The organism is Bradyrhizobium sp. HKCCYLRH1034, assembly GCF_051168375.1.
Taxonomy (GTDB): domain Bacteria; phylum Pseudomonadota; class Alphaproteobacteria; order Rhizobiales; family Xanthobacteraceae; genus Bradyrhizobium.
Genome location: NZ_JBNPUW010000005.1, coordinates 190,147 through 208,560, shown reverse-complemented (window position 1 = coordinate 208,560; position 18,414 = coordinate 190,147). Strand labels below are relative to the sequence as shown.

General features: G+C 59.3%; 5 protein-coding genes. All 5 read left to right on the top strand.

Annotated features, from left to right (window positions below; translation table 11 throughout):
- Positions 1-25: 25 nt before the first annotated feature.
- Positions 26-1,303 (top strand): hypothetical protein, encoded by a 1,278-nt coding sequence (locus ACQR0W_RS13855; protein WP_434840699.1) that lies wholly within the window; start codon positions 26-28, stop codon positions 1,301-1,303.
- Positions 1,303-12,093 carry a calcium-binding protein gene (locus ACQR0W_RS13850; protein ID WP_434840698.1) on the top strand — a complete coding sequence of 3,597 codons (10,791 nt, stop codon included), beginning with the start codon at positions 1,303-1,305 and terminating at the stop codon, positions 12,091-12,093. The genes ACQR0W_RS13855 and ACQR0W_RS13850 overlap by 1 nt, the downstream gene beginning before the upstream one ends.
- A gap of 450 nt (positions 12,094-12,543) precedes the next feature.
- Positions 12,544-14,079, top strand: coding sequence for a hypothetical protein (locus ACQR0W_RS13845; protein ID WP_316179576.1), 1,536 nt, complete (start codon positions 12,544-12,546; stop codon positions 14,077-14,079).
- A gap of 574 nt (positions 14,080-14,653) precedes the next feature.
- The gene (locus tag ACQR0W_RS13840; protein WP_434840697.1) at positions 14,654-15,652 is read left to right on the top strand and encodes a phosphatase PAP2 family protein; all 999 of its coding nucleotides are present in this window, start codon (positions 14,654-14,656) and stop codon (positions 15,650-15,652) included.
- 199 nt (positions 15,653-15,851) lie between these two features.
- A complete protein-coding gene (locus ACQR0W_RS13835) occupies positions 15,852-17,660 on the top strand; it encodes a hypothetical protein (RefSeq protein WP_315801841.1) in 1,809 nt (602 codons plus the stop codon).
- Positions 17,661-18,414: the final 754 nt, after the last annotated feature.

Here is an 18,414-nt window from a genome sequence, read left to right as displayed (position 1 = left end):
GTTTTAGTTCGGTCCAGGCTTCACCATGAAAATAAGAAATGCACTTGTTATATCCTTGCTGCTGGTGGTGGTCGTGGTGTTTTTCGTGGTCAAGAACACTCCGTTCGTACAGGCTTTGCTGGGAAATTGGGATTTCGTCAAATCAGTCGATAACGAACGGGGGAGCTATTACCGGCTAAAGGTCAGGTTGGTCTACAATGGGGATTTGCAAAGTTTCGATATCGTAGTTGCATGTGACGTGCGGCAAGTGAACTATATGGACGGGGCACGAACGCTGGAAGTCGGTTTGACGCCGACCGTCTTTGGCCGAAGGATGGCTGATGGAAAGGCGATCGTCGTCCGTCCCCCTCGTGCTTGTCGTGGTGAAACGACCGAAAATGGTGGTGTGCCTGTCGACCTGTTGCCGCTCATTGTCGTCTTTGATGATGCTGAGACATTGGCTTTCGGAACGGCATATTTGACGGATGATGCCTTCGATAGCCCGCTATCCTCATTAAAATTCGACGGTGCGTCGATCGAGTCGGCGGACAAAGCCGCGTTCGATAGGTTCAGAAGCGAACAGCCGAACCTCGTGAGCCGGTCATCTTATCATACAGCGAGTGGCCCCGTTGCTGTGAAGAGGTTTGGTACGACCGCGGCAAGGATCCCGATGGGTATTGGATGTTTTGGCTACGCTCGATTTCGATTGACGGATGCTGAGCGCCAACGTGCGGCCGAGCTATGGCCGACCAATCGCCCGCGGTATTGGCTGCCTTCGCACCCGGGCGGGAGAGACGCGTTCTCGCCGACATTTGGCGAATTGATGATGACGGATCGGCAGTACGACAAGCCGACTGCATCGTACAACCTGCTTTCACAGACCGAGTATGGGATTGCAGACTTAGGAATGCCGAGGAGAAATCCTGTCGAATGGTCCGGACATCAACGCCCCGTTGCACCGTCCTACTATCCAGATATTGGCGGGTGGCAAGCCTTGCCGTGGCCGAGCGATCCTGAAGCAAGAGCGCTTGAGCTGTTGTCGAATGGTCCACATGTCGGCGCCAGCATAGACTTTCGAGGTGGGGCAACTCGCGGGTTTGCATACTGTCGCCCTATGCCGGAGACATTTCCGACGGGGGTGGAATATCCGGACCCAGCCCAGGCACCAAGTGTTCGATATCTCAACTCTCCGGCTACGAACTACGTTGATGGAGTTGTTGTGTCCGGTGAGAGAAATTCGAGGCCTGCAGCCATCGTCGAGCGTGACGATTTCATTTTCCGACAATTCTTAATTGGGTTGTCGTCGACCAGGGGGGATGTTTGATGTCTTTAAATGAATTGCAAACGGCTGCCGCGCTCGCTGAGCAGGTCTATCGCCGGGCGGCAGGGGATCAGCAGTTATCCGACGCCGATATTCAAGTGTCCGGTGTAACGGGCCTTCGAGCGGCTAATATCTACGAGGATGGAAACTCGGCATTTTATTACGATGATACGACTGGCTTTGCTGGGCGGGTTGTTGTCAACAATACGGACGATACCGTCTACGTCGTCTTCCGCGGAACGGACATGGCGGGCAGTCTTAAAGATCTTGCTGTCGCTAAGGCTGGATTTGAGCGGTCTTCATCAATAGATTTGCGAGATTTTAATTACGGGAACTTCGTTCTCGGAAGGGGTACCAGCAGCAGGACTCAGTTTGATGATGCGCTTGCGCTTGCGCAAGCGGCCGAAGCAGTGGCTGCCGGTAGGAAGGTCGTTGTTGTTGGCCAGTCGCTCGGCGGGGGGCTTGCTGGTTTGGTGTCGGCCACGCTCGGGTTGCCTGCCTACCTTATCGCGCCTGCGCCGTTTCAGCACCAGCTTGAGTTCGAGGCGACGCGCTATGCGTTTGAGCGGCATGGCATCACGATTGAGGAATTGAAGAACGGACCCGTAGGCCAGATTGAGGACAACATACTTACGCTTGGCGGAGATGCGCTCCGTTCCAGTATTCATCAATTCTTCGGACAATACGATAGCATAATGGACGAGGTTCTGCTCGATCGGCAGATCCGCCTGAACTTTCTGAATCGTAATTTGAACAACCTATCGCAGATTTATTCGATTCAAGGGGAGGCGCTCACGAGTGGCGCCGTGGGGTTCAGTATCGGGCTGATCGCAAATCAGTTCTCTGCGCCAAAGACGTCCATGAACATAGGCGATGGGGACTCAATATCCCTGCATGGTCCAGCAATTCATAATCTTGTAATTCGAACGCTCGATTCGTCGCAGAGTTTCGGGAGTCTCTTGAGTGCCGACAAGGCGCTACGCGTGAGCTTCTTTGATTCAATTGGTATCACCGGTGTTGTCGATCACGACCGCGCGGGGCCGAGCCAGCCCATGGGCAGTGCGGGCCCAAACCCGTCGATTCTCGAGAATGCTCTTTGGAAGTCGGTCGATGTCACAGATGGATTCTATGATCGGTTCTATGCAAGATTTGGGACGTGGCTCGCCAAAGGTGCCGTTGCTGTAGGCAAATCCGATACTGCCGACAATCTTTCTGTGCACTCGGGCGTGGTGAAGCTCGGACTCCAGGTCGTACGCGACTCGATTAACGTCGCCGACCCCCCGGTGGGTGCGCCCGTTGGGCCGGATGGACTTGAAGTGTTCGGCGCAGGGAACGCCGATGGTCCAACCGCAGGCTATGTTCGCGTTGGACTCGATCAGATCAAGCCGATGAGTCCTGATCAATGGGATCAGATTGACGGCGGTCCCCCGCAGAAATTTGGCGTCCGTGATATCAACACGGCGATTGCACAGGCAGTTTGGACTGATCTCGGCATGTCGTCGCCAATCGGCGGATCATCGTCAAGTGCTGCTATTCGCGCGGTTCTCGGTGCAAGTTACCTTGAGATTCAAGGCGGATCGAAAGCTCTCCCGTCGTGGGAGGTTCTCATCGCCCAGGCGGGTGCTGATTACCGCTACCTGACCTATGATGCGAGCAAGTCTCCGATCACGACCGATGCTGTCACCTCACAGGTCATTATCGGTGGGGACGGCGGGAGCGATATCAAGGGATCAAGCGCTGCTGATATCATCGTCGGTGGCAACGCGATAAACAGATTCGAAGGTGGTGGTGGTAAAGACATCATCATTGGCGGTGGGCAGAAGGACACTTATACGGCCCGTCCCGGCCAAATTGAAGGCTCCTCTGTCACGTTCCTGGGTGGCGCAGGGGAGGACACTGCAATCTATGGGAGTGATTTTGCCGGGCAGGAAATAACGGCAAGCGGTGCAAAGCTGTCAGGGCTCAACCCTGACTTGGGTGTTTCAATCACGATTGGTGACAAAGGCCGGGTTGACACCCTGATTGGCGTCGAGCAGGTCGATCTCAGCAACGGAAAGGATCACCTGCATATCGACGACAGCATACGGAATCAAAAGAACAAAATTCGTTTCAATGCTGACGGTGTACCCGTCGATGGTCTGGGTAATCGATCCGATGCGCAGCCAGCTCCTGGTCGAGATGTGCTCGATTTTGGGAACATGTCGGCTGGGGTCGTGCTGACCGCAGCCGGAGATGACATTCGGTTCGACAATATCACCTTCGCCGGGTTCGACGAGATCAGGCTGACGTCGAAGAACGATACGGTCAGCACCAGCGCCGCTGGTCTGTTGCTCAACCTCGGCGATGGCGATGACACGGTCAAGTCGACGGGTAAGGGCACGATCATCAAGACCGGCGGCGGCGCCGACACAATCGAATTGTCTCACAATGGTCAGACGCTGATTCAGGACGCGGATGCATCCGACCGGCTCACCTGGTACGGCCAGACGCTGACAGGCGCCGTGCGCTGGGGCGGGTCTGAGAGCGTCTATGCGTATGATACTCATCTCGACCGCTACTATCACAACACCTCAGGTGACCTGGTCGTTCTGGATCGCCAGGGCAACGAGACGTTCATCTCGCGCTTCAATTTCGACCCCGGTGCATCGAACCTTATCGCCGGTCTGTACGTCATCGAGGTCACGTTCAAGACGATCCGCAGCAATATGTGGACGTATGCATTCGAGACCGCTGCGTCCATGCTCCAGGCCACGGAGAAGGTTGGGCAGGCCATGTTCGGCTGGCCGCGGACCAAGCGCAAGGATCCGCTGGTGCTCGACCTCGACGGTAACGGCATCAGCTTCACCATTCAGGAGGCGTCGAACGCCAAGTTCGACATCGACAAGGATGGCTTTGCGGAGCCGGTCGGCTGGATCGGTAGCGACGACGGCTTCCTGGTGCGCGATCTCAACGGCAATGGTGTCATTGACGACGTCGGCGAGATGTTCGGCAACGAGACCACGCCGGGCTTTGCCCAGCTCGCGCTGCTCGACGGCAATCATGACGGGAAGGTGAGCGCGCTTGATGACGGCCTCGCCGACTTCAATGGCGACGGCGTGATCGACGAGACCGACACGTTCTCGTCGCTCAAGGTCTGGGTCGATGCCAATGAGGACGGTATCACCGATGCGGGTGAGCTGAAGTCGCTGGCCGAGTTCGATATCGTCGCGATCTCGACCGGCGCGACGCCGTCGACCTACACCGATGGCGCTGACACGATCTCGGAGACGGGAACCTTCATTCGGGCTGACGGCACCACCGGGCTGGCGGCGGACGTCCAGCTCGAAACCGACAACAGCAACACCAGATGGATGGGGGATTCCACCGTCAGCGATGCCGCGGCGAGCCGGCCGAACCTCAAGGGCTTCGGCACGCTGACGGATTTGCAAGTCGCGATGACGCTGAAGCCGAGCCTGATCAATGTCGTCGACACAGCGCTGCCGACGATGGCGACGCTGTCGCTGGCCGCGTTGCGTGACGCCGTCCGCCCGATCCTCTATGCGTGGCAGGCGGCCGTTCCGGTGCCGACAGGCACGCCTGGGACCGAGCCGACGGAGGATTTCCATTTCGTCGGCACCACCAACGAAAAGGGCGCCGTGCTCTACGACTTCATCATCACGAAGTCGGACGACGAGGGGATCTTCTACGCCTATGCCAGCGGCCAGGCCGTCCGTGACGCCGCTGGTGCGGTCATCGAGCGTCCGACGTTGCAGCAGGTGCTGGGCAGTACGCCGGAGCAGGGCAGCTGGCAGATCCTGACGGCGGCCGACATCGCCTTCCTCGAGCGCTTCACCGGCGAGCGAATCGGCTTCGGTATCCCCACCAATCCGAGTGCGGACGCGATCCTGCGCGTCTCCGACGCCGTCACCGCCGGCTGGAACGAGCTGAACAAGCTCGCCATCCGCGTGGCGATGCAGGGCGAGCTTAAGCCGTTCTTCGCCGGCATCGCCTATGATGTGGCGACCGACACCTTCAAGCCGACCACCGACCAGCAGTTCGCGCCGATGCTGGAGCAGATCTTCCAGCACACACCGAGTGATCCGACGGCGGCTGGCAACTATCTGGAGCAATGGAAGGGCATCATCGGCATGATGCTGCCGGACTTCCAGCGTGACGATCAGGGACGGCAGATCACCGATGCCTATCTGTTTGCCAACATCGTCAATGCGTTCGAGAACGTTCCGGTCAACCTGTCGCTGCAGGCGGTCGCTGACAAGCTGTTCGACATCCCGGCCTCGGAGCTTGTGATCGGCAACGGCAATCTGACCGGCGGCGACACCACCGACGACATCTTCTATCTCAATGGCTCCGATCAGGTCGTCCAAGGGCAGGGCGGCCACGACGCCTATGTGGTCGGCACCAATTTCGGCCACGACGTCATTCAGGACGTCTGGCAGGGGCTTGGCGACAATCAGGAGGACGCGATCTGGTTCGCCCACCTCAACGTCTCCGATCTCACCTTCGTGCGTGACGGGCTCGACCTCGTCATCACCCAGAACGGCACCGACAACCAGATCCGGGTGATCGACGAGTTCGCCGGCCGCCGGCCGGGCCTCGTGACCGCCTATCAGGATTTCGACAAGTCGATCGAGGTGATCAAGTTCGCCGATGGCACCACCTGGGACAAGATCGACCTCGCCAACGCGGTCGGGAAGCCGTCCTACGCCACTGACGATAATCTGGTCGGCACGCCGGACGCCGACGTTCTCAACGGAGGTCTCGGCACAGATACCATGTCAGGCGGCGACGGCGGTGACACCTACATGTTCGGCCGCGGCGACGGTCATGACACGATCGAGGACAATCAGGCCTGGATCTGGGGCGAGCTGCCGGACTTCCTGCGGTTCGGTGAGGGCATCACGCTCGATGACCTGTCGTTCCAGCGCGACGGCAACTCCAATGATCTGACGATTGCGATCACCGGCACGGACGACGCCGTGACCGTCAAGGGCCAGTTCCGGGTCGATTACGGTCTGCTCAACACCACCATTGACCGGATTGAATACTTCACCTTCGCCGACGGCTCCTATGTCAGCTGGGAGGACGTGATCCAGAGCATGGATGCGAGCGCTGGGACTGACGGCAACGACGTGATCTACGGCTTCTCCTATGCCGACACGCTTCAGGGCGGCAAAGGCGATGACGTCATCGATGGCGGCCGCGAGGACGACACCTACGTCTATGCCCGCGGCGACGGCAACGATACCATCATCGACGGTCCGGATGCGCAGACCTCTGCCTTCGACACGCTGGTGCTGAAGGGCATCAATCCGGCCGGTGTGACGCTCGTCCGTGACGGCAACGATCTCCGCTTGGTGTTCGCCGAGAGCGCCGACGGGGCCGGCGATGCCGGCTCGGTCCTGCTCAAGGATGAGCTCGACGACTGGTTCGCGCGCGGCATCGAGCAGGTCAAGTTCGACGGCGGCACCGTCTGGACCCAGAACGATCTGCGGCTGAAGCTGCTGGCCCAGGCGTCGACCGACGGCAACGACGTGATCGTCGGCTACAACACCAATGATGTGATCGAAGGCGGCAAGGGCGACGATACCCTCGCCGGCGGCGCCGGCGACGACACCTATGTCTACAATCGCGGTGACGGCCACGACGTCATCACCGAGGTCACCTCCGGTAACTACAGCACGATCGACACGCTGCGGCTGAAAGGGATCAGCCCGGCCAGCATCTCGTTCAGCCGCAACGGCAACGACCTGACGCTCATCATCAACGAAAGCGTGACCGGCGCCAATGACGGCGGCTCAATTGTGCTCAAGGACGAGCTAGGCGACTGGTTCAGCCAGGGCGTCGAGAACATCGTGTTCGACGACGGCACGACCTGGGACCAGAATTATCTGCGCACGACGGCGCTGTCGCAGGCGTTCACGCCGGGCGACGACGTCATCAACGGCTTCAACACCAACGACATCCTAATCGGCGGGCGTGGCAACGACACGCTGAACGGCGGCGCCGGAGACGATACCTATATCTACGCCCGCGGCGACGGTAACGACACCATCATCGACGGGCCGGCCGGCAATTTCTCGACGTTCGATACGTTGCGCCTTCAAGGTATCGATCCCGCCGCGATCAGCTTCGTCCGCAACGGCAACGATCTGACGCTCGTCATCGCCGAAACCGTGGCGGGCGCCGGGGATGGTGGCTTGATCCTGATCAAGCAGACTCTGGACGACTGGTTCAGCCAGGGCATCGAGCGGGTCGTGTTCGACAACGGGACCGTCTGGACGCAGAACGATTTACGCCTCAAGGTGCTGACACAATACTCGACCGCCGGCAACGACGTCATCGACGGCTTCAACACCAGCGACGTTATCACCGGTGGACGCGGCGACGATGTGATGTCGGGCGGGAGCGGCGACGACACCTATATCTACAACCGCGGTGATGGCAACGACACCATCATCGAGGGAACGGTGGGCAACGCCTCGAGTTACGATACTCTGAAGTTCAAGGGGATCCGGCCTTCCGACATCAGCTTCGTTCGCAACGGCAACGACCTGACCCTGGTGATTGCCGAGAGCGCGCCGGGCGCCGGTGACGGTGGTTCGGTCCTGATCAAGCAGACACTCGACGATTGGTTCAGCCAGGGCGTCGAGCAGGTCGTGTTCGACGATGGCACGGTCTGGAAGCAGGCGGACCTGCGGGCCCTCGTGCTGCAGCAGGCAGCGAGCTCCAGCGCGACGTCGATCTACGGCTTCAACGCGGCCGACACGATCCTGGCAGGAGCCGGTGACCGCTATCTGAACGGCCAGGGGGGAACCGACACCTACATCTACACTTCGACGGGCGGCAACGACGTCATCGAGGACAGTACGAGCGGCAACATCCTGGTGATGCAAGATATTCCCTCGACCGCGGTAACGCTCAGCCGCAACGGCTCCGACCTCATCATCGCGAATACGGCGACGGGAAAGACCGTCACGGTTAAGGCGCAGTTCAGCAACGGGACGCTATCCACCGTCAGCTTCAGTGATGGCGCCAGCTGGAGCCAAGCGCAGATCCTGGACATCCTGGCGGGATCGAGCGACGCCAACGCGTATCCCTTCACCGCCGGAAGCGGCCAGGTGACCGTTGCTAATACGGTCACGACGATCCGGATGGGAGCGGGGATCTCGTCGTCCGATCTCTACTTCCAGGCGAATGGCAATGGCGACCTGACGATCAGGTTCAGAAACAGCACCGACGTCATCACCGTGCCGCGGGATCTTACCGTACAGCCCTGGGGCGTCTCCAGCGCGATCATTCGCATCGCATTCAGTGACGGCGCGGTGCTACCGGTCGGACAGCCGGCTGCGGGCCTAGGCACACCGTTGACTTTCACCTGGGTCGGCAACACCAACGGCTTCAACCTCGGCAACAGCAATTTCGGCTCCAACGTATTCGAGGTGTCGGCAGCCGGAAATCTGGGCTTTGCGGATTATAGCAACGGGGTCGCTGGAACGAACCGGATCAAATATGCGCAAGGATCCGGCAGCCTGACGGCCTGGCCTGGCGCGAGCAAGGGGTCCCTGGAGTTCGGCGCGGGCATCAGTGCGCAGGACGTGCTGCTGCAAGCCGGTGGCGGCGACCTGATCGTCAAGTTCCGCAACAATGCAAGCGACAACATCCTCGTTCACAACGACCTGACGGTCAGTGGCGGTGTTGCCTCTAGCTCGATCAATCAGCTGGTGTTCAGCGACGGTAGTTCGATTGCGCTGGGAGGTTCGGCCTCGGTGCCGATTACCTTCACCTGGGTCGGTAACACCAACGGCTTCAATCTTGGCAACTCGAATTTCGGCTCGAACGTGTTCGAGGTGTCGGCATCCGGAAATCTCGGGTTCGGCGATTACAGCAACGGTGTGGCCGGAATTAACACGGTCAAGTATGCGGCAGGATCTGGTGCCCTGTCGGTATGGCCCGGCGCGAGCAAGGGCACGTTGCAGTTCGGCACCGGCATCTCGGCGCAGGACGTGCTGCTGCAGTCCAGCGGCAGCGATATGATCGTCAAGTTCCGCAATAACGCGCTCGACAACATTCTGGTACACAACGATCTGACGATCAGCGGTGGTGTCGCCACCAGTTCAATCAATAGACTGGTGTTCAGCGACGGCAGCTCAATCGCGCTGGGCGGCTCAGCGTCGGTGCCGATCACCTTCACTTGGCTCGGCAACACGTCGTCGGCTGGACTATCGGGCTCAGGCTACGGCTCGAACGTCTATGAAATCACCGCCAGCAACGTCTCGGTCAATTTTGCAAATGCGGCAGCAGTGGGGGGCACCAACACCCTGCTTTACAGCCGCGGCGTCGGGCGGACGGACGTCAATCTGAACGCCGGCGCGACCGGCGCCATCAAATTGGGCGCCGGCATCTCTGCCCAGGACATCTATGTGCAGGTCGAGAATGGCGCCGATCTGATCCTTCGGATCCGGAACGACGACACCGACAAGATCGACATTCACGGCGACCTGACGAGCACAGGCGGCATCCAGTCGGTGGCGTTCGCCGACGGTACGGTGTTGTCGCGGCAACAGCTGCTCGCACTGGAGACGATGGGCACCACCGTCAACGATGTCCTCTGGGGCTCGCTCGGAGCCGACACATTCGACGGCAAGGGAGGAAATGATGTCGCGCATGGACGCGGCGGCAACGACACGTTCGTGTTCAACACCGGATACGGCCAGCTCGAGATCGACGAGACCGACAGCTCGAGCACCGCGGCCAATGTGCTGTCGCTCGGAGCCGGAATCCGGCCATCCGACGTGGCGGTGGCCGTCGCCTCAAACGGCAACGACTGGATCCTCACGATCGGCAACAACGGCGATGTGATCAGGATCGACAACATGGTGAAGTCGAGCACCAGCGGCGTCCAGCAGGTCCGGTTTGCCGACGGCACGGTCTGGGACCGGGCCGCGGTCAGGGACGCGTCGCTGACCTTCACCTGGACCGGCAGCGGCAGCAATCCGACCCTGGTCGGCAACGCGACGGGCTCCAACCTCTTTGTGCTCGGTGATGGGGCCGAGACGGCGTTCGGCGGCACCCGCTCCAACCTGTTCCGGGTATCGTCCGGCACGGGGCAGGCCACCATCAATCTGTCGGCGACGGCCGGCGCGAAGAACCAGATCGATTTCGGCAGCGGGGCCACAGCGCAGAAGCTGTGGTTCACGCAATCGGGCAACGATCTGGTGGTCGCCGTGCTCGGCACAGCGACGCGGGTGACGGTCGCAAACTGGTTTGCGGGCTCCGCCAGCCAGTTGCAGACTATCACTGCAGGAACGACGGTGCTGGATGGCGGCGCAATCGGGACGCTGGTTCAGGCGATGTCAGCCTATACGGCGGCCCACCCGGGCTTTGATCCGGCGTCGGTCTCGCAGGTCCCCGGCGACCTCGCCTTGCAGAGCGCGATGGCGGGAGCGTGGCACGGTCAAGCGGGCTTTGTCGCGAACTTCTTTGCCCTGACGTCCGGACCGTCGCAGCTGTCGGACGTCAACTGGGGGGCGGCGCCGAGCTTCGTGACGACAGTGTCCCAAATCTCGGGCACCGCAGACGCAGCCTGGCCAGCCTCGTCGCACGTCAATTTCGCGACGGCCTACCAGGCCAACCTCACCATCACGACGGCTGGAACCTATACCTTCAGCCTGGCTTCCGACGACGGGTCCGCGCTCTACATCGATGGCGTGCGGGTCGTGAACAATGACGGGCTGCACGGCAATAACACGGTCTCCGGCCAGGTGACACTGGGGATCGGGTCGCATGCGGTCGAGGTTCGCTACTTCCAGAATGGAGGCGGCGAGGTCGTGACGCTGACGGCGCCGGCAGGAGCAAACAGTTTTGCGACTGCGACCGGTAGCCTGATCTTTGCCGGAAGCTACGGCAGCTATCGATTTGCCGCCGATGCCTTCGGCGATGTCTTGATCCTGGACACTCGTGCAGGCGCATCGGGCGCCAATTCCGCGGTAGGCCTGACGCAGCTGATCTTTGCTGACGGAGCGATCGGGGTCGTCTCGGGAACGGCGGGCGTCGATGCGCTGAGCGGCTCCGCGGCCAACGAGATATTCGTCGGATCCGGAGGCAACGATGTGATCGTCGGTGGGGGCGGGGTTGATACGGCCGCATTCTCCGGCAACTTTGCGAACTACACGGTATCTTTGAATTCGGCTAATCAGGTCGTGGTCAGCGACCTGCGCAGCGGCAGTCCGGACGGAACCGACACGTTGTCCGGCATTGCTTCGCTCGGATTTGCCGACCAGCAGGTGCAGCTCGTGGTCGGGACCGGCTCTACCGGCACAGCAGGTTCGGCTACGCTGGCAGGAACAGCTAGCTCTGAAGTTTTTGTTGGCGGCGCCGGCAATGACACGTTTATCGGTGGCGGAGGAAACGATCGGTACCTGTTCGGCGCGGGCCAGGAGACGATCGTGAACGGAACTGCGAGCAGCTCCACCGCCAGCGGACAGCTAGCTTTCGGAACGGGCGTGACGGACAACGATCTCTGGTTCCTGCAGTCCGGCAACGATCTGCAGATCGATCTGCTCGGCACGACTCAGAACGTCACGATCAAGAACTGGTTTTCGGCGCCATCGAACCAGCTGCAGGAGATCACCGCCGGCGGTCTCAAGATTGACAGCCAGATCTCGCAGCTGGTCCAGGCGATGGCGAGCTATTCGTCTAGCCATGCGGGCTTCGATCCGTCCAGCGCAGGGAGCCAGGCAGCGTCCAGCGACCCGAGCTTGCAGGCATCGATTGCGGCCGCTTGGCACGCGTAGAGGGTAAGGTACACGGAGACGAAAGCTGGCTCGCTCGACTCGTCGGGCGCGCCAGTTCAATCTCATTTCGGCCTGATTCCCGACGTGCCTCCGCATCCTCTGCCGCCGGCCACGCCAGCAACTAGTGATTCTGCAGGATTGCGAACGCCTCAATCTCGGCGCCAGACGAGGGGGAAGTAAGTCCCTCGTCGACTGGTGCGGCAAGCCAGCTACGATCGTTGACAAGACTCACCTTCATCGCGACGACGGCGGCACTTCCTCGCCTCTGGGGACGCCCGTCCAAAACGCCGTTTCCATCAGCCGGCCCGGGCACATCTGTCATTCATAGGTTGTTAACTAGCGTCCATTTGTCCGTGCGAGGAGATGGATGCGAACGTGTTTTTTACTCCGCCTTAGACGCCCTCCCGTATTCAGGTACAGGTAGCGCAAAAATATCGGTAACGAAGTGGGTTGCGCGCGCTGCTGGGAAGGCAGAAGTACAACATGTGCGAGCAGACGTTACCCGGGCGTGAGGTGCTGGCCACGTCGGCTGCGACCGATCAGCCGCCGTCGCACCACTTGGGAACTTACGCGTTCCTGATCTCTCTTTTGAGCGTCTTTTATCTTTCCAACGCATCACTCGTCCTAAGTCATTACGACCTTGGCTGGCATCTTGCCGCTGGCGACTTGATTCGAACGGAAGAGCGCATCCCCTTCCAGGATCCCTGGTCGTTCACCCTCGGGACCCAACAGTGGTTCAATCTCTCGTGGCTATGGGACGTGGTTGCCAGCACAATCTTCAAGTTCGGCGGATACGGAGGTCTTGTTGTCCTCGTCTTGGTGTGCGGAATCCTGATCGCTGGATATCTCACGTCGGCTTGCTTGCGAAGTGGCGCTTCCGCGTTCGCCGCCTGCATCGGGACATTTGCGGTTTGCCTGCTGTATCCCTCCTACGATACGGCGCCTAACAGCTATCTCGCAGCATCTCCCAACATCGCGACCATGGTATTCAGCGTGATTTTCTACCGGGAGTGTTTGCGGCCGACCAAACTGTCGTTGCTACCCTTGCTGATGGTGCTCTGGGTGAATTTGCACGGTGGATTCGTGCTTGGCTTCATGATCCTTGCTGTCTTCGGTGGCGGGGCCATTCTCCGAGGTGACTGGAACGACTTAAAAGCCATCGTAGTGGCTGGTTGCGGCTGCCTAGCGGCTACCTTCGTCAATCCGCTCGGCTGGAAAATCTACAAAGGTGTGGCGGCTACCTTGGGACACTTTGTTCAGGGACATATTGGAGAGTGGCTTCCCTATTCTCACAATGTCGAAATTCCGGGCAGCCTTCCCGGAATGGCCTACATTATTGCGTTCATCGCGCTGGAACTGCGGTACGGCGTAACGGCGAAAATCCGCGCCGAGCACCGCATTCTGTGTTGGGTATTTCTCGCGCTCGGACTTTGCCAGTTTCGATACATGTCATTCTTTTTCATCTTTTCGACGGTGCCGGTGGCTCTTCATCTCGATCGGCTTCTTCCCACTCGGCTGCCCAAGCCGCAAATTCAGCGGGCGCTTCTGACTGCAGCGCTCGTTGGCGCATGTGTCCTTCCGGTTACTTTTATCCGAGTACAGCCGGCTTTGGCATTGCCAAACATGTTGTCGGAGCAGGACGCCGAATACCTGGAGAAGCATCTTGCGCATGCGCGGGTGCTTAACCATTGGAATGTTGGAGGATATCTGATCTTCCTTACCCATGGATCAGTCCGGCTCTTTGTCGACGGCCGAGCGGCCACGGCTTATCCTGATGAGTTGCTCCGCGACTACTTCAAGCTCGTGCATTGGGAGGTCGATGAAGCCGCCTGGGATGAGGTGCTCGAGAAGTACCATATCGATGCTGTCTTGTGGCTTAAGGGGCATGATGAATTGAGGCAGTTCCTCGTAGGAAAGCGAGGCTGGACTGAGGACCATATCGGGAAGTACGAAAGTGTCTATGTCAGGCCCGCTGTCGCGCGCTGACGTGGCGCCAAGGGATATCGCCAGGTACTGCGTCCCCCGGAGCAGCAGAAGCTGATGCGCATTTGCGTAGAAAGTTGACGGCGAGGTTTCCACCAACGCCCGCTCTGCTTCACCGATCTACTCCAGGGCTCTCGCTCACCGGCCAAACGATTGTAAAGCGTGGTTTCGTTGCTGCCGTAGCCTAGAGATCGCGCGGCGTTATATCCCCGCGCAAAAGCCGCGGCACAGGTTCCACAATGGTACGCAACCGGTGAGAGAATTGTGCCCAGCCAGATCTACGAAAATGCCCTCTCATGAATCCGGCCGCTCTGCAAAATGGCTTCAGAACGTGCCTCGTTTGTGAATCGTGAATCTCAGGATCTCCTTTTTCACACTACCTTAAGTTTTGTCCCGTAATTTTGCGGGGTGAGAGATCGGGTGATCTGCGGGCTACTGGCCGGGCTTAAGAGCCCTGCTTGAGAGATGTGCCGCGACCAGCTCCCTGGGAATGCGATCCAATGTTCCGTGCTTTCGTCAGATGTTGCGCTCGCGATCGTCAAAAGAGCTTCGTTGAAGGAAACGATGGCCTGCAGGCATGAAAACCGACGAAGAAAACCTCGCGTGGCAAACACTCAATCTCAACTGGCTGCCAATCGCTCTGTTAGGCGCGGCGCTATTGAGTGCCTTGACGTACTCCGACTTTTCCTTGGAGCCAGTGGGTTTCGGAGTTCTCGTTGCTATTGCGATTTCGCTTGCGAGTATTGCCTATGTTTATGCCCACATCAGGCAGGCTTCCGCGGATCCTAAACTTGTCTTCTGGTTTGGTGTCACAGCTCAGATCATATTGCTCACGGCGATCGCTGGCCCTCTTAGTTATGTCGCAAACGCGATGAATTGGCCCCTACAGGATCGGAGCCTATTGTGGATCGACCGCGCAATTGGGTTTGATCCCCAGGGGATTGCAGCGTTTTTTAATGCCCACAGCTGGATCGTACACTACTTGAAAGTTGGATACGGCTTCATCAAGTGGCCCCTGCTCGCGATCCCGATCATTTTGGCGATGGGATCGCGGTTCTTGCGACTTCAGCAATTCGTGCTGACATTGAGCGTTGCACTCGCTGTAACGATTGTCGTGTCCGCCTTCATTCCGGCCATAGGGACTTATTATGGTCTGGGATTGTCGCCGGGCGAGCAATTCCCGAAGGTTGACTCAGCAAATTACGCGGCGCAGCTTCGGGATATCTTCGCGTTACGAGATGGGTCGTTACGACAGCTCGACGTGCTCAGGCTGGCGGGCATCGTATCATTCCCAAGCTTCCACACGGCGTCGGCAGTTCTTTATATCTGGGCTTTGTGGCCGATCCGAGTTTTGCGGCCGGCGTCGATCGCGCTCAATACCTGGATGGTTGCCGCGACGCCCCTGATCGGTGCGCACTACATCATCGACCTCATCGGAGGCGCCGTTGTGGCTGGCGGGTCCATCGTGATGGTCAAGCACTTCTTGAGATCCCTATTGGTCAGTTCACAGCGCCGCGCGCAATCGCACGCTTATTGGCCGTCCGCTATGCCAAACGCCGGATCTTCGTCGGAGTAGACCCCGGTCACATCTTGGTGGCGCTGCCAGACGGGCCGAGTTGGGTCCGGCGAGCAACGAATCGGCTCGATATCTGCAGGCTGGCGGAGCACTTGAACCCGATGGGCTCAGTGCCGTGCAGACGTTGGGCAGTTCGACGCGGTGCGTGCTGCTCCAGTTAATTTCGGTTGTTGATGCTGCGGGAACCAGTGGGCTCATCATGTCAGACGCCGTTTCGAGTTTGAACTCGGTTCCAAGCCAAGGCAGAGTAAGAGCGGTCGGCGTTCTGATCCTGATCCTGGTGCTGGGGCTTACTGCGGCGATGGCGTTCAAGCTGCTCTCGATCAGGGGCGTCGTTTTCGACGCCATGTCGACCGATGATGCGATGCGTCTTGTCGAAATCCGGGATTTTCTCGACGGCCAGGCCTGGTGGGATCTCCGGCAATACCGCCTGGGTCCATCCGGCGTGCTCATGCATTGGTCGCGCATTGTCGATCTGCCACTAGCTATATCGATCCTGACACTGAAACCTTTGATCGGTCCGCTCCATGCGGAAGCGGTAACGCTGTTCGTCTGGCCAATACTTCTGCTTCTCGTGGCTCTCGTGCTCGTCGGGACGATTGCCTACCGTATGAGCGAAGGCGTCGCGGCCTCATCGCTGGGCGCAGCTGTGCTGGCTATGCTGGCAGCGCCAGCATTGATACACTTCAAGCCGGGCGCGATCGATCATCACAACGTGCAAATCGATCTCTTGCTCCTGATGCTTCTCTTTGCGATCCAGGCCGATCGAAGCGCGACCAGGGCGGCGCTCGCAGCGTTGACCGGATCTGTGTCGCTCGCAATCGGAGTTGAGATCCTACCGGTGATCGTCACGATATGCGGTGCCATGGCGGGTCTTTTCGTCTGGCGTGGTGGAGAGGTTGCGCGCGAAGTCTCGGCCTTTGCTCTCGCGCTAGCCGCATCATCGGCGGCTCTCGGATTTGCGTTGGTTCCGGCAGAGGAACTAACGTTCCCCGTGCTTGACGCGTTCGGGGGCCCGCTGCTTTTGTTGACCGTGGGCGGGAGCGTTGGCCTGGTGCTAATGGTTGGAATTGAGCGTTACCGATCCTCGCTATGGCTGCGTGTTGGTACTGCGACCGGAACCGTGATCGCCTTGCTCGGTGCGTTCGTCCTGCTTTTTGCGCGATCGCTGGTGTTGCCGTATTCGCAGCTTGATCCGCTGGTCGTTTCTCTATGGCTCGATCATGTTCAGGAGACCGTATCCCTGGCGGAGATGATCCGGATCGGTCCAGAGGAAGTACTCGGCTTTTACGCGTTTCCTCTTATAACAATGGCAATCGCGGCAGCGGCATTTTTGCGAGCCAACCCGGTTGATCGATTTCGGTGGGGTGTTGGTGTCGCTGCCCTCGCGACGTTGATTGTGATCAGCGTGTGGGAAATGCGCGGAACAGGCGGGGCTGCCATGGCGGCAGCGCCAATATTCGCCGCAGCCGCCGTCTTCATCTGGCCATCGCTTGCCCAGACAAGCAGCCTCGTTCTGGTGGCGTTCGTCGTCTCTCCGGTCATGTTCGCAGTGCTTGGAAAATGCGCGAAACCACTGATCGATTCGATGGTAGAGCCGACTGAAATGGTATTTGAACCTGACGAGTCCCGATGTCAAAGTGTTTCGGATGCCGAGCCTATGGGGCTATTGGCAAGAGGAAGCGTCATGGCGCCGATCGATCTCGGCCCGGCCATATTGGCTGCGACGAAACACGCCGTGTTTGCGGCCCCATACCACCGGAACAACGATGGCAATCTCGCGATGCTCAAGCTCATGCTTGCGCCAGCGCCGGTCGCGCATCAGATGCTACGAGACTACCACGTCGATTATGTGGTCACGTGTCGGACATCTCCAAATCGTAACGTTATTGAGCGCGCTCCGGATGGCTTAGAATCATTGTTGGCTCGAGGCGAAGTTCCTGAATTTCTCGAGCCATTGGGACTCGCATCCTCGTCCAAAATCGCGGTTTGGCGTGTTCGGGGATGATGGCCCAACTCCGGCGGCTTAGGTTTGGCGCAGATGAAGTCAAGTTGCTCACGCAACTGCCCGTATTCTGATCCGTCCCGTCAATACTGCGTCCACTACCCGGTCCGTGGGTGCGCGCTCTCGATCTCGCGGCCGCATCGGCGCGAACTCGGTTGCAATTGGGTATCCTCTTGAAGCGAGAGGACTCAGGAAGGTTGAGCACCAACTCGCACAATGAAGCTTCGGTCCGCGCGCCTGCGCGCGGTACTGGGGCGCGGACCAAGGACCTTGAGCGGCCCTGGGTATATGAAGAGAACGCGATCGCGGAGCATTGCAATGCCAGCTGGCAGCGGGGTGTCGGCACGACACATGGGTGGATCTCGCGCGTGCGCGAGTCTTGCGCCTCCCCGCAACCATCGAAACACAGGAGAGGTTGGGCGAACGAGGGATCCGAACTTCACCTTTGGGCGCCGAGCCCAAAGGGCAGGCAGTCAACTTTTCTGAAGTCTTGGCAACTTTCAGGCGATTCTGGCTTCCAACCTACCCCTTGGATGGTGCGGGCATCGCCAGAAATTCCCTTTTGAAACCAAGAGCCCTGGAACGCTGGTGCGGGTGCCTAAATCATTGATCTTGATCCGTGTTTTCGCCCCTGTCGTGCCCACCATCGGCCGATCAGGCCGGTGACCCAGCCTCGTTCGATCTCACGATCATTGAAGATCCTCTGACGTCGAAGCCAAACATCAGCCGTGGCTCGCGTCGCGGGTCCGCCAGCCCC

Excerpts from the sequence above, each read along its gene's own strand:
- ACQR0W_RS13855 (WP_434840699.1), top strand. The coding sequence starts at position 26 with ATGAAAATAAGAAATGCACTTGTTATATCCTTGCTGCTGGTGGTGGTC.
- ACQR0W_RS13850 (WP_434840698.1), top strand. The coding sequence starts at position 1,303 with ATGTCTTTAAATGAATTGCAAACGGCTGCCGCGCTCGCTGAGCAGGTC.
- ACQR0W_RS13840 (WP_434840697.1), top strand. The coding sequence starts at position 14,654 with ATGAAAACCGACGAAGAAAACCTCGCGTGGCAAACACTCAATCTCAAC.
- ACQR0W_RS13835 (WP_315801841.1), top strand. The coding sequence starts at position 15,852 with ATGTCAGACGCCGTTTCGAGTTTGAACTCGGTTCCAAGCCAAGGCAGA.